At 73.2% G+C, this 18,501-nt stretch carries 17 protein-coding genes; 14 read left to right on the top strand and 3 right to left on the bottom strand.

The window, feature by feature from the left end; all coding sequences use genetic code 11:
- The first annotated feature begins 77 nt into the window (after positions 1-77).
- On the top strand, positions 78-2,885 hold the full coding sequence (infB, locus tag EDF20_RS02980; RefSeq protein WP_133737653.1) for a translation initiation factor IF-2: 2,808 nt from the start codon (positions 78-80) through the stop codon (positions 2,883-2,885).
- Positions 2,886-2,981: 96 nt separating this feature from the next.
- A complete protein-coding gene (gene rbfA / locus EDF20_RS02975; protein WP_123546252.1) occupies positions 2,982-3,539 on the top strand; it encodes a 30S ribosome-binding factor RbfA in 558 nt (185 codons plus the stop codon).
- Between the two features lie 21 nt (positions 3,540-3,560).
- Here the strand turns inward: rbfA and EDF20_RS02970 are convergent, their stop codons facing one another.
- The gene (locus EDF20_RS02970; RefSeq protein WP_199732307.1) at positions 3,561-4,430 is read right to left on the bottom strand and encodes an A/G-specific adenine glycosylase; all 870 of its coding nucleotides are present in this window, start codon (positions 4,428-4,430) and stop codon (positions 3,561-3,563) included.
- Positions 4,431-4,486: 56 nt separating this feature from the next.
- Between EDF20_RS02970 and EDF20_RS02965 the strand changes: the two genes are divergently transcribed.
- The 10 genes from EDF20_RS02965 (at position 4,487) to EDF20_RS02925 (ending at position 12,624) form a co-directional block, all read left to right on the top strand.
- Positions 4,487-5,050 (top strand): hypothetical protein, encoded by a 564-nt coding sequence (locus EDF20_RS02965; protein ID WP_123546250.1) that lies wholly within the window; start codon positions 4,487-4,489, stop codon positions 5,048-5,050.
- A gap of 35 nt (positions 5,051-5,085) precedes the next feature.
- On the top strand, positions 5,086-5,985 hold the full coding sequence (gene truB, locus EDF20_RS02960) for a tRNA pseudouridine(55) synthase TruB (protein WP_133737652.1): 900 nt from the start codon (positions 5,086-5,088) through the stop codon (positions 5,983-5,985).
- Positions 5,982-6,350, top strand: coding sequence for a hypothetical protein (locus tag EDF20_RS02955; protein WP_133737651.1), 369 nt, complete (start codon positions 5,982-5,984; stop codon positions 6,348-6,350). Before truB ends, EDF20_RS02955 begins: the two co-directional genes overlap by 4 nt.
- Positions 6,351-6,408: 58 nt before the next feature.
- Positions 6,409-6,846 (top strand): hypothetical protein, encoded by a 438-nt coding sequence (locus EDF20_RS02950; protein WP_123546244.1) that lies wholly within the window; start codon positions 6,409-6,411, stop codon positions 6,844-6,846.
- A 5-nt stretch (positions 6,847-6,851) separates the two neighbouring features.
- Complete coding sequence (locus EDF20_RS02945) at positions 6,852-7,787, top strand: bifunctional riboflavin kinase/FAD synthetase (RefSeq protein WP_133737650.1); 936 nt, start codon at positions 6,852-6,854, stop codon at positions 7,785-7,787.
- Between the two features lie 24 nt (positions 7,788-7,811).
- The gene (locus EDF20_RS02940; protein ID WP_133737649.1) at positions 7,812-9,461 is read left to right on the top strand and encodes an SDR family oxidoreductase; all 1,650 of its coding nucleotides are present in this window, start codon (positions 7,812-7,814) and stop codon (positions 9,459-9,461) included.
- 68 nt (positions 9,462-9,529) lie between these two features.
- The gene (locus EDF20_RS16115) at positions 9,530-9,658 is read left to right on the top strand and encodes a hypothetical protein (RefSeq protein WP_279586163.1); all 129 of its coding nucleotides are present in this window, start codon (positions 9,530-9,532) and stop codon (positions 9,656-9,658) included.
- A gap of 106 nt (positions 9,659-9,764) precedes the next feature.
- Positions 9,765-10,349 (top strand): GDSL-type esterase/lipase family protein, encoded by a 585-nt coding sequence (locus EDF20_RS02935; protein ID WP_123546234.1) that lies wholly within the window; start codon positions 9,765-9,767, stop codon positions 10,347-10,349.
- Between the two features lie 136 nt (positions 10,350-10,485).
- A complete protein-coding gene (locus tag EDF20_RS02930; protein WP_133737648.1) occupies positions 10,486-10,866 on the top strand; it encodes a DUF6804 family protein in 381 nt (126 codons plus the stop codon).
- A gap of 126 nt (positions 10,867-10,992) precedes the next feature.
- Positions 10,993-12,624 (top strand): stealth conserved region 3 domain-containing protein, encoded by a 1,632-nt coding sequence (locus EDF20_RS02925; RefSeq protein ID WP_133737647.1) that lies wholly within the window; start codon positions 10,993-10,995, stop codon positions 12,622-12,624.
- On the opposite strand, the gene EDF20_RS02920 is transcribed toward EDF20_RS02925, so the two are convergent.
- Entirely contained in the window at positions 12,621-13,160 is a 540-nt protein-coding gene (locus EDF20_RS02920; protein WP_133737646.1) for an NUDIX domain-containing protein, read from the bottom strand. The genes EDF20_RS02925 and EDF20_RS02920 overlap by 4 nt on opposite strands.
- 59 nt (positions 13,161-13,219) lie before the next feature.
- Between EDF20_RS02920 and EDF20_RS02915 the strand changes: the two genes are divergently transcribed.
- The gene (locus EDF20_RS02915; protein WP_243833347.1) at positions 13,220-14,026 is read left to right on the top strand and encodes an oxygenase MpaB family protein; all 807 of its coding nucleotides are present in this window, start codon (positions 13,220-13,222) and stop codon (positions 14,024-14,026) included.
- Between the two features lie 238 nt (positions 14,027-14,264).
- Positions 14,265-17,402, top strand: coding sequence for a GH92 family glycosyl hydrolase (locus EDF20_RS02910; protein WP_133737645.1), 3,138 nt, complete (start codon positions 14,265-14,267; stop codon positions 17,400-17,402).
- Positions 17,403-17,489: 87 nt separating this feature from the next.
- On the opposite strand, the gene EDF20_RS02905 is transcribed toward EDF20_RS02910, so the two are convergent.
- Positions 17,490-18,455 (bottom strand): phosphodiesterase, encoded by a 966-nt coding sequence (locus EDF20_RS02905; protein ID WP_123546224.1) that lies wholly within the window; start codon positions 18,453-18,455, stop codon positions 17,490-17,492.
- Between the last annotated feature and the right edge of the window lie 46 nt (positions 18,456-18,501).

Raw genomic sequence — 18,501 nt, 5'->3', positions numbered from 1 at the left:
ATGAGCGGCTCGAAATGAGACCCGTCCAGAACTGACGGCTCCCTCCTGACCGGGAAGGGGCCCGAGACAGGAGAACTGTGGCTAAACCACGCGTACACGAGATCGCCAGCGAGCTGGGGATCGACAGCAAGACAGCACTAGAGAAGCTCAAGGAGATGGGCGAGTTCGTCAAGGGACCGTCCTCCAGCGTCGAGCCCCCCGTGGCCCGCAAGCTGCGCCAGGCGTTCGCCGGCGCCGCTGCCGCGCCCAAGGCCGGCGCCGCACCTGCCGCCAGCCCGAAGGCGTCGGCTCCCGCCGCCTCCTCCGCACCGAAGCCCGGCGGGCCCCGTCCTGCCGCACCCAAGCCTCCCGTCGCCGAGCAGCCCACCGCTCCCGTCGAGGCCCCGGCCGCCGCTGACGACACGGAGGCGGCACCTGCCCCCGTCGCGCCGCTCACCGTCGCCGAGCGCCAGGCCAAGGCCGAGGCCGAGCGTGCCGCGGCCGCGGCCGCCAAGGAGTCGGGCACGGCTCCCGCCGAGTCCGACGCTCCCGCAGAGGCCGGCGCGTCCGCGCCGAAGCCCGGCGGTCCCCGTCCCGGTGCCCCCCGTCCCGGCAACAACCCCTTCGCCAGCAACCAGGGCATGGGCCGCCCGAGCGCGCCCCGTCCCGGCGGCTCCGGCGCCGCGACCAGCATGCCCCGCCCCGGCGGAGCAGCAGGGCCGCGGCCGATGGCTCCCCGTCCCGGTGCTCCTCGTCCGGGCGCTCCGCGTCCCGGCGTCGGCGCCAGCCCCCGCCCCAACGGCTTCGGCCAGCGCCCCGCGGGTGCCGGTGGTCGTCCCGGCGGTGCCGGCGGCGGCTTCCAGCGTCCCGGCGGCGGTGCTCCCGGCGCAGCCGGCGGCTTCCGTCCCGGCTTCGGCGCTCCCCGCCCTGCGGGCGGCGGCGGTGGCGGCCGTGGTCGCGGCCCCGGCGGCGGCACGGCCGGCGCGTTCGGTCGCGGCGGCGGCAAGAGCAAGGCGCGCAAGTCGAAGCGGACCAAGAGGGCCGAGTTCGAGATGCGCTCCGCGCCGTCGCTGGGCGGCGTCAGCGTCCCCCGCGGCGACGGCAGCACGATCGTCCGTCTGCGTCGCGGCGCGTCCATCAGCGACTTCGCCGACAAGATCGACGCCAGCCCCGGCAACCTGGTGACCGTCCTCTTCCACCTGGGAGAGATGGCGACCGCCACGGAGTCGCTCGACGACGCGACGTTCCAGGTGCTCGGCGAAGAGCTCGGCTACCGCATCCTCGTCGTCTCTCCCGAGGACGAGGACAAGGAGCTGCTCGAGGGCTTCGACATCGACCTCGAGCAGGAGCTCGAGGACGAGGACGAGGACGTGCTGCAGGTCCGTCCGCCCGTCGTCACGGTCATGGGCCACGTCGACCACGGAAAGACCCGACTGCTCGACGCGATCCGCAACGCCAACGTCGTCGCCGGCGAGGCCGGCGGCATCACGCAGCACATCGGTGCTTACCAGGTCTGGGCGCCCCACGAGGGCGTCGAGCGAGCCATCACCTTCATCGACACCCCGGGCCACGAGGCGTTCACCGCCATGCGTGCCCGTGGTGCGCAGGTCACCGACATCGCGATCCTCGTGGTCGCGGCGGACGACGGCATCATGCCGCAGACGGTCGAGGCGCTGAACCACGCCCAGGCTGCCAACGTGCCGATCGTCGTCGCGGTCAACAAGATCGACAAGGAGGGCGCGAACCCGGCCAAGGTGCGTCAGCAGCTGACCGAGTACGGCCTCGTCGCCGAGGAGTACGGCGGAGACGTGATGTTCGTCGACGTGTCCGCACGCGACAACAAGAACATCGACGCGCTGCTCGAGGCCGTCCTCCTCACGGCCGACGCCGGTCTCGACCTGCGGGCGAACCCGGACAAGGACGCTCGTGGAGTGGCCATCGAGGCACGCCTCGACAAGGGCCGCGGCGCCGTCGCGACCGTGCTCATCCAGTCGGGCACCCTGCGGGTGGGCGACGCGATCGTGGCGGGAACGGCCTACGGCCGTGTCCGCGCGATGATGGACGAGAACGGCGAGACCGTCGACGAGGCCTTCCCGAGCCGTCCCGTGCTCGTGCAGGGACTCTCGAGCGTGCCCCGTGCCGGCGACACGTTCCTCGTCACCGAGGAGGACCGCACGGCCCGTCAGATCGCCGAGAAGCGCGAGGCCGTCGAGCGCAACGCGTCGCTGGCCAAGGCCCGCAAGCGCATCTCGCTCGAGGACTTCACCCGTGCTCTCGAAGAGGGCAAGGTCGAGGCGCTCAACATCATCATCAAGGGCGACGTGTCGGGTGCCGTCGAGGCGCTCGAGGAGTCGTTGCTCAAGATCGAGGTGGACGACAGCGTGCAGCTGCGCATCATCCACCGCGGCGTGGGCGCCGTCACCGAGAGCGACGTCAACCTGGCGACCGTCGACAACGCGGTCATCATCGGGTTCAACGTCCGACCGGACACGAAGGCCCGCGAGCGTGCTGCCCGAGAGGGCGTCGACGTGCGCTTCTACTCGGTCATCTACGCCGCGCTCGAGGACATCGAGAACTCGCTCACGGGCATGCTCAAGCCCGAGTTCGAGGAGAAGCAGTCCGGTGTCGCCGAGATCCGCGAGATCTTCCGCTCGTCGAAGGTCGGCAACATCGCCGGTGTCATCGTGCGGTCGGGAACGATCACGCGGAACGCCCGGGCCCGTGTCATCCGCGAAGGCGTGGTGGTCGGCGACAACCTCGCCATCGACTCGCTGCGTCGCTTCAAGGACGACGTCACCGAGGTGCGGACGGACTTCGAGGCCGGAATCGGTCTGGGCAAGTTCAACGACATCCAGATCGGCGACGAGATCGAGACCATCGAGATGGTCGAGAAGCCGCGGGGCTGACGCCCGGCGACGCATCGTCAGAGGCCCCGCCACGACCACGGTCGGGGCGGGGCCTCACCCCTCTCGCCTGCGGGCGAACAGCAGAAGGAGCAACGAATGGTCGACGCACAGCGCGCCCGCAAGATGGCCGACCGCATCCACGAGATCGTGGCGCGGCGGCTGGAGCGCGGCATCAAGGACCCGCGCCTCGGGTTCGTCACCATCACCGACGTCAAGGTGACCGGTGACCTGCAGCACGCGTCCGTGTTCTACACGGTCTACGGCACCGACGAGGAGCGCGCCGACACCGGCGCCGCCCTCAAGTCCGCCACGGGCATGCTGCGCAGCGAGGTCGGCAAGAACATCACGGCACGGCTCACCCCGAGCCTCGAGTTCATCCTCGACGCCCTGCCCGAGAACGCGGCGTCCATCGACCGCCTCCTGCAGGAGGCGCGTCAGCGCGACCAGGACAGCCAGACCGTCGCCGCCACGGCCGAGTACGCCGGAGACTCCGATCCCTACGTCAAGCCCCGCGACGAGGACGACTACGACGACGAGGACGACGACCTCGACGATGACGACACCGACGAGGTCGCTCCGGTCGTCGACGAGGCCGACGTCGAGTCGGGCGCCGTCGACGACGGCACGGTGGAGCCGGACGGCTCCACGCGCTGACCCAGCTCGGCTGCCGGGCGCCTAGCTCGGCAGCGACCAGCCCTCGTCGACCGATCCCGTGACCAGCCCGTCACGGAGGAGGCCGGCGAGGGCTCTGTCGCGCTGTTCGGCGTCGGGCCACACGCGGTCGACCTCGTCGCTCGTGACCGGCACGTCACTGGCCCGCAGCTCGGCCATGACCAGGCCGCGTACCTGTCGGTCCGAGCCGGCGAAGGCGGCCTGACGGCGGAGGGGAGGCCCCGCGTGCTCGGGGCGCCCGCCCAGCACCCACGCGCACTGCACGACCAGCGGGCACTCGTCGCAGCGCGGCGACCGCGCCGTGCAGACGAGCGCGCCGAGCTCCATCACCGCGGCGCTGGCGACCCGGGCCTCGGCGACGTCGGTCGGCAGCTGCGACTCCATCGCCGGCAGGTCGCGGCGGGCGTTCGGCGCCCAGGGCTCTGCGAGGCCCTCGACCGCACGGGCGAGCACCCGGCGCACGTTCGTGTCGACGACCGGGTGCCGGTGACCGTAGGCGAACACCGCCACCGCGCGTGCGGTGTAGTCGCCCACGCCCGGCAGAGCCAGCAGCTCCGGCACGGTCTCGGGCACGACGCCGCCGTGCCGCTCGGTGATGACGACGGAGGCGGCGTGCAGGGCGAGCGCCCGGCGCGGGTACCCGAGGCGGTCCCACGCGCGCACCGCCTCCGAGGCGGGGGAGGCGGCGAGGTCCGAGGGCGTCGGCCAGCGCTCCAGCCACTGCTCCAGGCGGGGGACGACCCGCACGACCGGTGTCTGCTGCAGCATGACCTCGCTGACGAGGGTGCCCCAGGCGGTGAAGCCGGGCCGACGCCAGGGCAGGTCGCGCCCGTGCTCGCGGAACCACGACGAGACGGCGGGGGCGATGGTCACCGGACGATCCTACGGGCGCTCGGACCGCTGTCGGCCGCCCGGCCTAGGGTGACCGCATGACGACTCGTTGGGCCCCCGCCAAGAAGGACACGCTGCGCGCTCTCGCGACCGAGATCCTGCACAACTACTCGAGGGGCCGGGCGTTCGTCGCCGTCGACGGCCCCGCGGGTGCCGGTCAGTCGGCCTTCGCCGACGACCTCGCGGCTGCCCTGGTCGAGGCGGGCCACGCGGCCTTCCGAGCGTCGGTCTCCGACTTCGGCAGGCCCCGGGGCGAGGGAGGCGCGGTCGCCGACGGCGAGCCCGCCCCGGTCGACGGGGCGCTCCTGCGCCGGGTCCTCGTGGAGCCGTTCCGGCTGGGCGGCAGCACCGCATGGGTGCCGGCGGCGTTCGACAGCGCCTCGCAGCGCGAGGTCGAGCCGCGTTGGGTGACGGGCCCCGACGACGCCCTGCTCGTCGTCGACGGCGAGGCGCTCGGGCGCCCCGAGCTCGCCGGGCTCTGGAACTACACGGTCTGGGTCACCCCGGGCGGCGGTCGCGGCGGCCTGCGGGCCGTCGCCACGGCGGTCGTCGACGTCGCCGACCCCGAGCACCCGCGCCGCGTGTTCGACGACGCGTGCTGAGCGTCGGCCCGGGCACGGTGCGGTAGCGTCGTCGCGTGAACAGCGGCATCCTCCTCGTCGACAAGCCGCAGGGCATCACCAGCCACGACGTGGTCGCCCGCGTCCGCAAGGCCGCCGGCACCCGCAAGGTCGGCCACGCGGGCACGCTCGATCCCCTCGCCACCGGCCTGCTCGTGCTCGGCCTCAACTCGTCGACCAGGCTCCTCACGTTCCTCGTCGGGCTGGACAAGACGTACGAGGCGACGATCCGGCTGGGCGTCTCCACCGCCTCCGACGACTCCGAGGGCGAGGTCACCTCCACCTCCGACGCGTCGGGTGTGGCCGACGCCGCGGTGGACGCCGGCATCGCCGACCTCACCGGGCCGATCAGCCAGGTGCCGACCACGGTCAGCGCCATCAAGGTGGGCGGTCGACGTGCCTACGACCTGGCCCGTGAGGGCGTCGAGGTCGAGCTCAAGGCGCGTGACGTGGTGGTCTCCGAGTTCGTCGTGCTCGACCGCCGTGACGCCGTCGCCGACGGCGTGGCCGTCCGCGACCTCGACGTCCGGGTCAGCTGCTCGTCGGGCACCTACGTGCGGGCCCTGGCTCGCGACCTCGGCGGCGCGCTGGGCGTGGGCGGGCACCTCACCGCGCTGCGGCGCACGCGGGTCGGATCCTTCGACGTGGCCGACGCCGCGGTGCTCGAGGGCATCGAGGTCGCGCCGGCCCTCCTCGCTCCCTCGGCGGTCGCCTCCTCGTTGTTTGCCGTCTGGTCGATGACGGCCGACGAGGCGACCGACCTCGGCCACGGCAAGCGGCCCGTCGCGGGGCTGGCCGACACCGAGGGCCCCGTGGCCGCGGTGACCGCCTCGGGCGACCTCGCCGGGCTGGTCTCGGTGCGCGGCGGCCGTGCCGTGCCCATCGTCAACTTCCCGACCGACGAGGTGCGCGCGTGATCGAGTGGTTCACCTGGGCCCAGGTGATCGTGGCCTGCGTCGCCGGGCTGGTCTGCCTGGTGGCCGGCTTCTCGGGCAAGCTGCCGAACGACATCACGGTCGGCGCCACGGCGCTCGTGCTGCTGCTGCTGCTCGTGCAGCTGGTGGTCGCGATCGTCGCGCCGTTCGCGGGCAACCCGCCGACGGGCAACGTCGTCGAGTTCTACATCTACCTCGTCTCGGCGATCCTGCTGCCGCCGCTCGCCGTCGTCTGGGCGCTCGTCGACCGCACCCGGTGGAGCAACCTCGTGCTCGCGGCGGCCGTCTTCGCGGTCGCGGTCATGGTCTACCGCATGCTGCAGATCTGGACCGTCCAGGTCGCGTGACGAGCGCCTCCTGCGTCCTGGCGCCGGTGCACAGGCGCGCGCCATATCCTTGTCGGTGATGGTCACTCAGAAGTCTTCTCGTGCGGTCGGCGTCGGCCGGGTCCTCATCGCGGTGTACGCGGTGCTCGCCCTGGCGGCGACCGGCCGGTCCGTGTTCCAGATCCTCGAGCAGTTCGACGAGGCGCCGCTCGCGTACACGCTGAGCGCCCTCGCCGCCGTGGTCTACATCGTCGCCACCGTGTCGTTGATCCGCCGCGGACGCACCTCGTACGCCGTCGCCTGGGCGACCATCTCGTTCGAGCTCGCCGGGGTGCTGATCGTCGGCCTGGTGACCGTGCTCGACCCGGAGCTGTTCCCCGACGACACCGTGTGGTCGTGGTTCGGGCGCGGCTACGGCTTCGTCCCCCTCGTCCTGCCCGTGCTGGGCATCCTCTGGCTGCTCCGCTCCCGGCCCGCCGTCGCCGCCGAGGCGGACGCCGCCGACCGGACGGAGTAGCTCCCGTGCAGTTCTGGGACGCCCTCGCCGACGTGCCCGCCGATGTCGGCCCGACCGCGGTGACGATCGGCAAGTTCGACGGCGTGCACGTGGGGCACCGCGCCGTGATCGACCTGCTCGAGCAGGTGGCGGCCGAGCGCGGCCTCACCTCGGCCGTGGTCACCTTCGACCGGCACCCCCTCGCCGTGCTGCGGCCGGGCTCGGTGCCGCGGTCGCTCGTCAGCAACCGCCAGAAGCGCGAGCTGCTCGGGGCCGCCGGGGTGGCGGCGACCCTCATGCTCACCTTCGACGACGAGCTCCGCAGCCTCACGCCCGCGCAGTTCGTCGACCGGATCCTCGTCGGCGCCCTGCACGCCCGCGTCGTCTTCGTCGGCGACGACTTCCGCTTCGGCGTCCGGGGCAGCGGCGACGTCGACACGCTGCGCGAGCTCGGCGCCGAGCGCGGGCTCGAGGTCGTGTCGATCGACGACGTGCGTCTCGGGGGCGGGCGCCGCGCCTCCTCGACCTGGATCCGGGAGCTGCTCGAGGCCGGCGACGTCGCGCGCGCCGGCGAACTGCTCGGCCGGGAGCCGGCCGTCCGCGGGATCGTCGTGCACGGCGAGCAGCGCGGTCGCGAGCTCGGTTTCCCGACCGCCAACCTCGCGCCCGACAGCGAGGGCTACGTCCCGGCCGACGGCGTCTACGCGGCCCGCGTGCTGGTCGGCGACACGACCTATCCCGCCGCCGTCTCGGTGGGGCACAACCCGACCTTCGAGGGCGTGCCCGAGAAGCAGGTCGAGGCACACCTGCTCGACGTCTCGATGGACCTCTACGGCCAGGAGCTGACGGTGATGTTCGTCGACTGGGTCCGCGGCAACGTGGCCTTCGAGGGCATCGACGCGCTGATCGAGCACATCCGGGCCGACGTCGTCCGCACGCGCGAGGTCCTCGGCCTGTCCTGAGACCGGCGGCGTACCGTCGTCGACATGCCTGCTGAGAACGACCCGACGACGAACGCGCCCACCGGAACGCCCGAGGCGCCCGTCGAGACCGACGTCACGCGCGACACGGACGAGGCGGTCTCGCGCCGCCGCGTGCTCGTCACCGGGGCCACCGGCTACATCGGAGGCCGCCTCACCCCGCGCCTGGTCGAGGCCGGAGCCGACGTGCGCGTCCTCGTCCGCTCGCCCGAGAAGCTCGTCGACGTGCCGTGGGCCGACGACGTCGAGGTCGTCCAGGGCGACCTGACCGACCCCGAGTCCGTCCGCGTCGCGCTCGACGGCGTCGAGGTGGCGTACTACCTCGCCCACGCCATGGGCAGCAAGGGCGACTTCGAGAGGGCCGAGGCCGAGGCCGCCCACGTGTTCGCGGACGCCGCCCGCGACGCCGGGGTCGCCCGCATCGTCTACCTCGGGGGCCTGCACCCCGACGGGGAGCTGTCGAAGCACCTCCGGAGCCGCCGCGACGTGGGCGACGTGCTCCTGGCGAGCGGCGTGCCCACCGTCGCCCTCCAGGCCGGGGTCGTGATCGGGTCGGGCTCCGCGTCCTTCGAGATGATCCGCCACCTCACCGACGTGCTGCCCTACATGCCCGCGCCGAAGTGGGTCCGCAACCACATCCAGCCGATCGCCGTCCGCGACGTGCTGCACTACCTGATCGGCTCGGCCGACGTGCCCGCCGACGTCAACCGCACGTTCGACATCGGCGGGCCCGACGTGCTCCGGTACGGCCAGATGATGAACGGGTACGCGCTGGAGGCGGGCCTCGCGCAGCGCCCGATCGCCTCACTGCCCGTCTTCACGCCCTGGCTCGCCTCGCAGTGGGTGAACCTCGTCACGCCGATCCCGCGCGCCCTCGCGATCCCGATCATCGCCTCCCTGCAGTACGACTGCGTAGTGAGCGAGAGCGACATCGACGACGTCGTGCCGCCGCCCGCCGAGGGGCTCCTGCGCTACCGGGCCGCCGTGCGGCTTGCGCTGCAGCGCGAGAAGGACGGCGAGGTCGAGACGAGCTGGCAGGACTCGTCGGTCGCCGGCGCCCCCAGCGACCTCCTGCCGAGCGACCCCGACTGGTCGGGGCACACGGTGTACACCGACGACCGCGAGACCGACTCGACCGCGTCGCCGGAGGCGCTCTGGCGCGTCGTCGAGGGCATCGGCGGCGAGAACGGCTGGTACTCGTTCCCGCTCGCCTGGGCCGCGCGCGGCTGGATGGACCGGCTCGTCGGGGGAGTGGGGCTCCGTCGCGGGCGGCGCAGCGCCACGTCCCTCCGGGTCGGCGACGCGCTCGACTGGTGGCGCGTCGAGACGCTCGAGCGAGGCCGGCTGCTGCGGCTGCGCGCCGAGATGAAGGCGCCGGGCGGGGCATGGCTCGAGATGCGCGTCACCCCGCGCGAGGGAGGTGGCTCGCACTACCGCCAGCGCGCCGTGTTCTTCCCGCACGGGCTCGGCGGCCGGCTGTACTGGTTCGCCATCCTGCCGTTCCACGGGGTGATCTTCAGCGGCATGCTGCGCCGGATCACGGCGACGGCCGCACGGGACGCGTCGGGCCTGGGCTCGGGTTCGGAGAGCGCTGCCGGTGCCGGTGCCGACGTGGCGTCCGACGTGGCGTCCGAGGTCGCCGCGGCCCGGTCGTGACCCTCGCGGCCGTCCTTGCGGCGACGCCGACCCCGCTCTATCCCGCGGAGGCCGGTGCGGATTCGCCGGTGCCCCTCTGGCTCGGCGTGGCCTTCGGGGTGCTCGTGGTCGTGGTCTCGTTCGTCGTGCTGCTGCCGAGCGTCCGGCACGCGCTCGACCGGATCGCCGCTCGGCGGCCGCGGCGCTTCCGCCGCTGAGACGGCCGCCCGGGTCGTGCGCAGGCCGCGAGCGGTACGCTTCCCCGAGACGACACGCCGGGGGCCGTCCGGCCCCTCGGCACATCGACACCACCCGGAGGTACCCATGGCGCACGGCGAGAGACTGGTCTTCGTCGGAGACAGCACGACGGCAGGCGGCGACTGGTCGGCCTGGTTCCCGGACGACGACGTCGTCGCCCTGGGCCGTGACGGCGACACCACGGCGAGCCTGACGGAGCGCCTCGACGAGGTCGTCGCGGCACGTCCCGACTCCGTCGTGTTGCTGATCGGCAACGAGGACTTCACGGCCCGACGCACCGTGGAGCAGGTCGTCCGCGGCGTCGAGTCGCTCATGGTGACGATGCGTCGCGAGCTGCCGGGCACGCGCCTGCTGCTGCAGTCGATCCTGCCGCGCACCGCCGACCAGGCGCCGCGCATCCAGGACGCCAACCGCCACCTCCGCCAGTTCTCGTCGACGGTCCGGGCCCAGTGGCTCGACCTGTGGCCGGCACTGGCCGACGAGTCGGGCGAGGCGCTCCGCCCTGAGTTCACCACCGACGGCGTGCACCTGAGCGACGAGGGCTACCGTGCCTGGGTCGCCGAGCTCCTGCCCGGGCTGGAGCGCCTCCGCGGCGAGCCGCCGATGAGCCGGCCCCTCACGGTGCTGCACGTCCCTTACGACATCGACTGAGGTCCGCCGTTCAGCCCCGACGCCCCCTCGACGAACCGTCGTCCCGGGGGCGTCGCCGCGTCCAGGGTGCGCCACGACGCCCGTCGCTAGGCTCTCCCGGGCACGATCGTGCCCGACATCGACGAGAGGCGGCTCCGTGCCCACGCCCCAGGCCCCCGATTTCCTCCGCCCGGCCCTCGCGCCCGGCCTGCTCGGCGCCGTCGTGCTCACGGTGGGGGCCTTCCTGCTCGACTCCGGCACGTTCACCGTCGTGCGCTACGTGGTCGCCATCCTCGCCCTGATCATGGCGGTCTTCGCCTGGCGCGGGCGGGCCTGGTGGGCGGTCGCGCTGCTCGGCGCGATCGCGGTCCTCTGGAACCCGGTCGTCGTCGTGCCCCTCAGCGGTCAGCCCTGGGCCGCGATGCAGTTCGCGGCAGCGGTCGTCTTCATCGTCGCGGGCGTCCGCACCAAGGTGCCGAACGCCGAGGCGGGCCGCGGCGCCGGAGGCGGTCGTCCCGCCCCCGGACGGTGTCGCTGACCGCCCTGCACGCCGCATCCTCCGCCACCCGCCAGCACCCCTGCACGCGGCCCGCTCCGCGGACCGCTAAATTGGGTGTCGACGTGCACGAGCCTGCCCGAGGCGAGCACAGGGAGTTGAGCCTAGATGGTCACCGAGATCACCGGAACGACGGAGAGTCCGCTCCTGACGCCCCGTCCCCGAGCCGGTGGTCTGGACCGCGACGACGTCGTGGTCCGCAAGGGCCAGTTCACGCTCCTCAACGGCCACCTCACCCCGCAGCAGTCGATGATCGAGGACCTGCTCTTCATCCGTCGGGTGCTCGACGAGGCCGAGGTCCCCTTCCTGCTGGTGCGGGGCAACGACGTCCGTCCCGTCATCGCCGTCGACACGGTCCACCGCGACGCCTTCGCCGAGGCGATGACCGCAGCGGCCGCGACCGAGCCCTTCTACGCCAAGCCCCCCAAGGGCCAGGCCGTGCTCGTGTCCGAGGGCGGCCTGCTCGACGAGGACGAGCGCATCTTCCGCCTCTACCGTCCGCGCGTCGAGCCCATCGGGCGCCTGCGCTACGGCGCCGGCACCGCGGTCCAGGTCGAGTTCTGGATCCCCACGGACGACCAGATCCTCGTCCCGGTCGAGAACGCGCTCATGCGCACCGACCTGCCGCGCTCCGAGGCCGTCGAGGAGACCGTCGAGCGCTACGGCATGCAGTGGCCCACGCTCGCCCACATGTTCGACGACCACGCCACCGACATCACCTTCGACGTCGACATCGTCTTCTCGTGGGTCGACGGCAACTCCGTCGAGTACCAGCGCGCCCGAGCAGCCCGCGCGAACGGCCACGTGGTGGGCGAGGGCGACGACGCCCCCGCGCGGTTCCGTCAGATCGACGAGCTCAAGTACGCGCTCCGCTCGGTCTACATGTTCGCGCCGTGGGTGCGGAACATCTACATCGCGACCGACTCGCCCGTGCCCGAGTGGCTCGGCGACCACCCCCGGGTCCGCGTCGTCCGCAGCGAGGAGTTCTTCTCCGACCTCTCCTGGCTGCCGACCCACAACTCGCAGGCCGTCGAGTCGCAGCTGCACCACATCGAGGGGCTCAGCGAGCACTTCCTCTACTCGAACGACGACATGTTCTTCGGCCGTCCCGTCGCGCCGTCGATGTTCTTCTCGCCCGGCTCGGTGTCGAAGTTCATCGAGGCCGACACCCGCATCGGCCTCGGGCTGAACAACCCCGAGCGCAGCGGCTTCGAGAACGCCGCCCGGGTCAACCGTCGCCTCCTGCAGCAGCGCTTCGGGCGGGTCACGACGCGTCACCTCGAGCACACCGCCGCGCCGCTCCGCCGCAGCGTGCTGTTCGAGATGGAGCACGAGTTCCACGACGACTTCGCCGCCACGGGTGCCAGCCCGTTCCGCGCGAAGGAGAACATCTCGGTCACCAACTCGCTGTACCACTACTACACGCTGATGACCGGCCGGGCGATCGTGCAGGAGAACGCCAAGGTGAGCTACGTCGACACCACGATGGTCTCCGGTCTCGCGTCGCTGTCCGAGGTGCTGAAGAAGCGCTCGTTCGACTTCTTCTGCCTGAACGACGGCAGCTTCCCCGAGGTGACCGACGAGGAGCGCACCGACACGGTGACCGACTTCCTCGAGCGCTACTTCCCGTTCGCGGCGCCGTGGGAGCAGGCCGAGATGGACCGGGTCGCGCGCGAGGCCGCCGAGCAGGAGCGACGCACGCTGCGTGCCGGCGGCCCGCAGGGCAGCATCGAGTCCTAGGAGGCGGGGGCCGCGCCGGCAGGACCGCCGACGTCGTCCCGGTGCCGGCCGCCTCCCCGGAGCTCGCCCGCCGCGGTGAACCGGGCGCCGGGCTCGTCCGAGAGCCCGGCGTCGATCCTGCCGCGCATCTCGTCGCTGATCGGCGGGAGCGCGTCCCGGGCGAACCACCGCGCCTCCGTGTTCTCTCCGTCGGCCGGGGCGGGCTCGCCCGAGACCCAGCGCAGGGCGAAGGTGTGGTCGAGGTAGCTCGCCTGGTCGCCGTTCGGGTAGGTGACGACCCCGGTGACGCCGACGCCCGCGAGACGGACGGGCTCGGCCGTCACGTCCGCCTCCTCGAGCACCTCGCGGGCGGCCGCGTCGGCAGGGTGCTCGCCCGGATCGACGATCCCGGTGACCGGCGTCCACGCCCCGGTGTCCGAGCGGCGGACCATGAGCACGTCGTCGCCCTTCGTCACGACGGCGGTGACGCCTGAGAGCCAGAGCGGCGCGGTGCCGACGGCCTCGCGGAGGGACAGGACGAAGTCGGGGGTGGCCATGCCGAGAGCCTAGCGAGGCGCCCGGCGGCCTCCCCGGGCGGCCGCCCTAGGCTGGCCCGGTGCACGAGGACCAGGTGAGGCGGGGCCGCGACGTGCGCGGCATCCGCGACATGGCAGGGGAGGCCCTGCTGCTCGGCGCGGGCGGACGCGCCATCCTGCTCCAGCTCGCGTGCCCGGGCGTCGGCCACGGCGTCGCCGAGCACAGCGACTTCGTCGACCGGCCGCTGCAGCGCCTGCACGGCACGATGACCTACCTCTACGCGATCGTCTACGGCAGCGAGGAGGAGTCGGCGGCGGTGCGCCGTCTCGTCGACCGGGCGCACGCACCGGTCCGGAGCGACGCCTCCTCGTCCGTGGCCTACGACGCGCACGACCCGCAGCTGCAGCTCTGGGTCGCCGCGACGCTCTACGACTCGGCGATCGACCTGTACGAGCGCGTCTACGGCCCCGTCGCGGCGTCCGAGGCGGTCTACCGCGACTACGAGCGGGTGGGGACCGCGCTGCAGCTGCCCCCGGGGGCCTGGCCCGCCGACCGGGCGACCTTCCGCGCCTGGTGGGACGCGCGTCTCGACGAGCTCGTCGTCGACGACGTCACGCGCGACGTGGCGCACCAGCTGCTGCACCCGCGGGCCGTGCCCCTCGCGCTGCGGCTCGCCATGCCCCTCGCCCGGCTCGTGACCACCGGGCTGCTGCCGGATCGCCTGCGCGAGGCCTTCAGGCTCCCGTGGGGGCCCGTCCGGGCCCGCGCGTTCGGCGCGGTGCTGCTGCTCTGCCGTCTCGTCGTGCCGCGGCTGCCGGCTCGCCTGCGGCACGTGCTCCGCGACCACTACCTGCGCCGGCTGCGCGCGTACCTCGCCCGCGGCTGAGCCGGACGAGACGGCCACGGAGCCGTCCGGCGGGACCAGCACCCAGGGGCCGCCCCGTCGGTCGACGTACCCCGACGAGTGTCGTCCGGGGTACGTCTCGTGGTAGACAAGTCACGCCCTCCCGCTGTCGGCCCCGAGCCGTGCCGCCCCGTGACGTCGCCGTCCGGTCGGGTGCACGCCGACGTGCACCCGGGCGAGCAGGAGGCGCGGATCGTTCGTCGAGGAGGACAACGCCCCCATGCCCCACCCGATCACCCCCGCCCCGGGACGACGTCAGGGTCGTTCCCCGTCGCCTTCCGGCTCCCGCCCGCACGGCCGTCGCGTCGCCGCAGCCCTCACCGCCCTCGCGGTCGCCGTCGGCGGAGGCGCCCTCACGGGCCTCGCCGCCGTGCCGGCCCAGGCCGCTCCCGCCCCCGGCGTCGGCGTCTCGGCCCCCGACACGGGCCTGTCGGCGCTCGTGAACCCCTTCGTCGGCACCGAGAGCGAGGGCAACGCGTTCCCCGGCGCGACGGCGCCGTTCGGCATGGTGCAGCTGAGCCCCGACAACACGGCCTCGTACGCGTCGACGTCGTACAGCAAGGACGCGGGCGAGGTCTGGGGCTTCAGCCACCAGCACGTCAACAGCGCCGGCTGCCCGGCCGCGGGGGAGGTGCTGGTCACCCCGAGCGCCGGCGGCGCCCCCGTCACCGAGCGGACGGCGATCGCCCTGAAGGACCAGGCGACCACCGAGCAGGCCTCGGCCGGGTACTACACGGCGCTCCTGGCCGACGACGTCGAGGTCGAGCTCACCGCGTCGACACGCGTCGGCGAGCACCGCTACACCTTCCCCGAGGGCGCCACGGGCTCCGTCTCGGTCAACGTGGGCCAGACCCTCCGTGACGCCGGCGCCAGCAGCGTCACGTGGCTCGACGACCGCACCGTCGAGGGCTGGGTCGACAACGGCGGCTTCTGCGGCGGCACCGACGACTCCGTCCGGTACTTCTTCAGCGCCGAGTTCGACCGTCCCGCCGCGATGCACGGCACATGGGGGACGGACGGCAGCTTCGTGCCCGCGTCCGAGGCGAGCGCCGTCGACGTCGGCCTGAACGGCGCGGCCGCGACGTTCGACACGACGACCGACCGGACGGTCGAGCTCAGCGTGGGCGTCTCGTTCGTCGACCTCGACGGAGCCCGGGGCAACCGCGTCGCCGAGACCACCGTCGACGGCGAGCGTCTCGGCTTCGACTCCGTGCGCGCCTCGACGGCCGCGGCGTGGGACGACGCGCTCGGCCGCTTCGACGTGACGACCGAGACCGACGAGCAGCTGCGGGTCTTCTACACGCAGCTCTACAAGAGCCTCCTGTCGCCGACGATCGGCAGCGACGTCGACGGCCGCTACCTCGGGATGGACCTGCAGCAGCACGTCGCCGACGGATGGACCTACTACCAGCGCTTCTCCCTCTGGGACACGTACCGCACGCAGGCGACCCTGCACGCGCTGTTCGAGCACGACCGGGCGGAGGACGTGGTGCGGTCGATGCACCGCGCGAGGATCGAGGGCGGCTGGCTGCCCCGGTGGTCGCTCGGCGCGCTCGAGACGAACATCATGGCCGGCGACCCGGTGTCGCCCTGGCTGGCGGAGAACTTCGCCCTGGGCACGGTGCCGGACGACATCCACGACGAGCTCTGGGGCTTCCTGACCGAGAACGCGACCACCGCGCCTCCGGCGGGCGTCGCCTCCGTGGGCCGCCAGAGCGCCGAGTTCTACCTCGCGAACGGGCACGTGCCCTGGTACGCCGAGAACGGCGGCGGGCTCGGCGGGCAGTTCGAGGAGTACCGCCACGGCGGCTCGGCGACGATGGAGTTCGCCCTCGCGGACGCGGCGATCGGCGCGGCGGCGCAGCGACTCGGCAAGGACGACGAGGCGGCACCGTTCCTCGAGCGGGGCCGCAACTGGCGCACCCTGTGGAACCCCGACGTCGAGCTGACGGGCGGCTTCACCGGCATCGTCAACGCTGTCGGACCCGACGGCACGTTCAACTCCGCGCCCGAGCTCGCCGAGGTGCAGCAGTCCGGCTTCCACGAGGGCACGCCCTGGCACTACCAGTGGATGGCCCCGCAGGACGTCCCCGGCCTCGTCGACGCCATGGGCGGTCGTGAGTCGTTCCTGGAGCGCCTCGACCAGTACGTCGACCTGCCGGCCCTGCGCGCCGCGCCGGGCGTCTCGCCGGCGAGCTGGGCCGAGGGCGGCAGCGACTACTACTCGAGCATCGGCTACAACCCCGGCAACGAGCCCATGTTGATCGACCCCTGGCTCTACGACTTCGTCGGCGAGCCCGCGAAGGTCAACGACGTGCTGGCCGCCAACCTCAACCGGTTCCCGGACACGCCTGGCGGAGGCGTCGGCAACGACGACCTCGGCACCCTCTCGTCCTGGTACGTGCTGGCCTCGCTCGGCATGATGCCGGTCGAGCCCGGCTCGGGCATCATGGCCGTCAACGCGCCGCGGGTGCTGTCGGCGACGATCACGCTCGACGACGGCGCGCAGGTCTCGGTGTCCGCGCCCGCCGCCTCCGGCGATTCCCCCCGCTACGTCCGCGGCCTCAGCGTCGACGGCGTGCCGCACACGCGCACCTGGTTCGACGCGACCGACCTGCAGGACGGCGCCGAGCTGATCTTCGACCTCGCCTCGTCGCCCGAGGGCCTCACCTGGGGCACCGGCCCGGACGACGCCGTCCCGAGCGTGTCGGCCTCCGACCAGGCCGAGCTCGCCCTCGCTCCGGTCGGCGTGCAGCCGGTGCCGGCCGAGGTGGGCAGCACCGTCGAGCTGCGGCTCGCCCGTGCGTCGTTGACCCCGGTGACGCCGGCCTTCCCCGAGTCTTCGGGCGTCACGCCGACGCCGGCCGTGCTCTCGACCGAGACCACCGCGATGGAGGCGCAGGTCGAGTGGGACGACGGCGTCGCCGCCCCGGCCACGGTCGTCCCCGACGGCGACACCTGGCTCGTGACGACGACCCGGGCCTTCGACGTGGCCGGCGACCGCACGGCGACGGTGACGGTCTCGAGCGCGGCGGACCTGCCGGCGTTCGCACCCGTGCCCTTCGCCCCGGCCTCGATCGCCGTGCCCGTGTCGGTCGGGGCTGCCCCGGTGGTGCCCGGCGACCCGCCGGGCGGCGGGGGAGACGGCGTCGGCCAGGGAGCAGGCACCTCGCCCGGGTCCTCGGGCGACGGGACCGCCTCCGACGGCTCGTCGTCGACCCTCGCCGACCGCGGAGCCCTCGCATTCACGGGAGCCGGCCCCCTCGGGGCGCTCGTGGCGGCGGCGCTGACGGCGCTCCTCCTCGGTGCCCTGCTCGTGCGTCGGTCGTGGCGTGCCCGGCGGCTCACCACGCGCTGACCGGCCCTGTCGACTGACGGTGACGACGCTGCCCCCGGGAGCCCGGGGGCGGCGTCGTCGTCAGGCGGCCGTGCGGGCCGCGCGTCCTCAGAGGGTGTCGATCGGACCCGTCAGCGCGAGGTCGCGCACGATCGGCACGGGCGCCGTGTCGGTGCGGCGGTGCCGAGGCGCGGCGGCCTCGATCCGCACGCCGGCGACGGCGAGGCGCTCGGCCGTGGACTCAGCGGAGACCGGCTCGCCCACGGTGTCGTAGGTGCCCATCGGCACGACCGAGTGCACGACCGTGTCGCGGTACAGGTGCACGAGGTTGAACGACTGCGCGCCGTCGCGGCCGCGGGTGCCGCCGAGACGCGAGTTGAGGTCCTGCGTGTAGCAGGTGGCGGAGGCGACGCTCACGGGGACGCCCGCGAACATCGCGGTGGTCGAGTAGTGCAGGTGGCCGGCGATGATGGTGCGGACGTCGCTGCCCTCGATCACCTCGGCGAGTGAGGCCTGGTCGCGCAGCTCGACGAGCACGCTCAGATCTTGCACGGACGGGACGGGCGGGTGGTGCATGGCGATGACCGTGCCGTCGGGGGCGGGCGTGCTGAGCTCCTCGGCGAGCCAGTCGAGCTGGGCGCCGCTGAGCTCGCCGTGGTGGTGACCGGGGACGCTCGTGTCGAGCGTGATGACGCGGAGCCCGTTCACGTCGTAGACGAGGTCGACGGGCCGGTCGGAGGGGAGCTGCCCGAAGAGCTGCTCGCGGAACGCCCCGCGCTCGTCGTGGTTGCCCATGGCCCAGATGAGCTGAGCGCCGAGCCGTTCGGCCGCCGGCTCGAGCAGTGCCCGGAGCTTGCGGTACGCCTCCGGCTCGCCCTTGTCGGTGAGGTCGCCCGTCAGCACGATCGCCTCGGGGCGGACGCCCGAGGCCTCGATCTCGCGGATGATCTGGCCGAGGCGGGCCTCGCTGTCGACGGCCCCGTAGAGGGGCCTGTCGCCTCCGACGAGGTGCGTGTCGCTCAGGTGCAGGACGAAGTGCTCTGGCCGGGGGTGCTCGGCCGTCCGGAGATCCATGAGTGCTCTCATTCGATGTCACCGACGGGGGCCTCGGGATCGGGAC

Origin of the sequence: Frigoribacterium sp. PhB116 (assembly GCF_004364285.1) — a bacterium.
Classification (GTDB): Bacteria; Actinomycetota; Actinomycetes; order Actinomycetales; family Microbacteriaceae; genus Frigoribacterium.
Note: the sequence above shows the minus strand (reverse complement) of the source record. Positions and strands in the feature narration are given on the sequence as shown.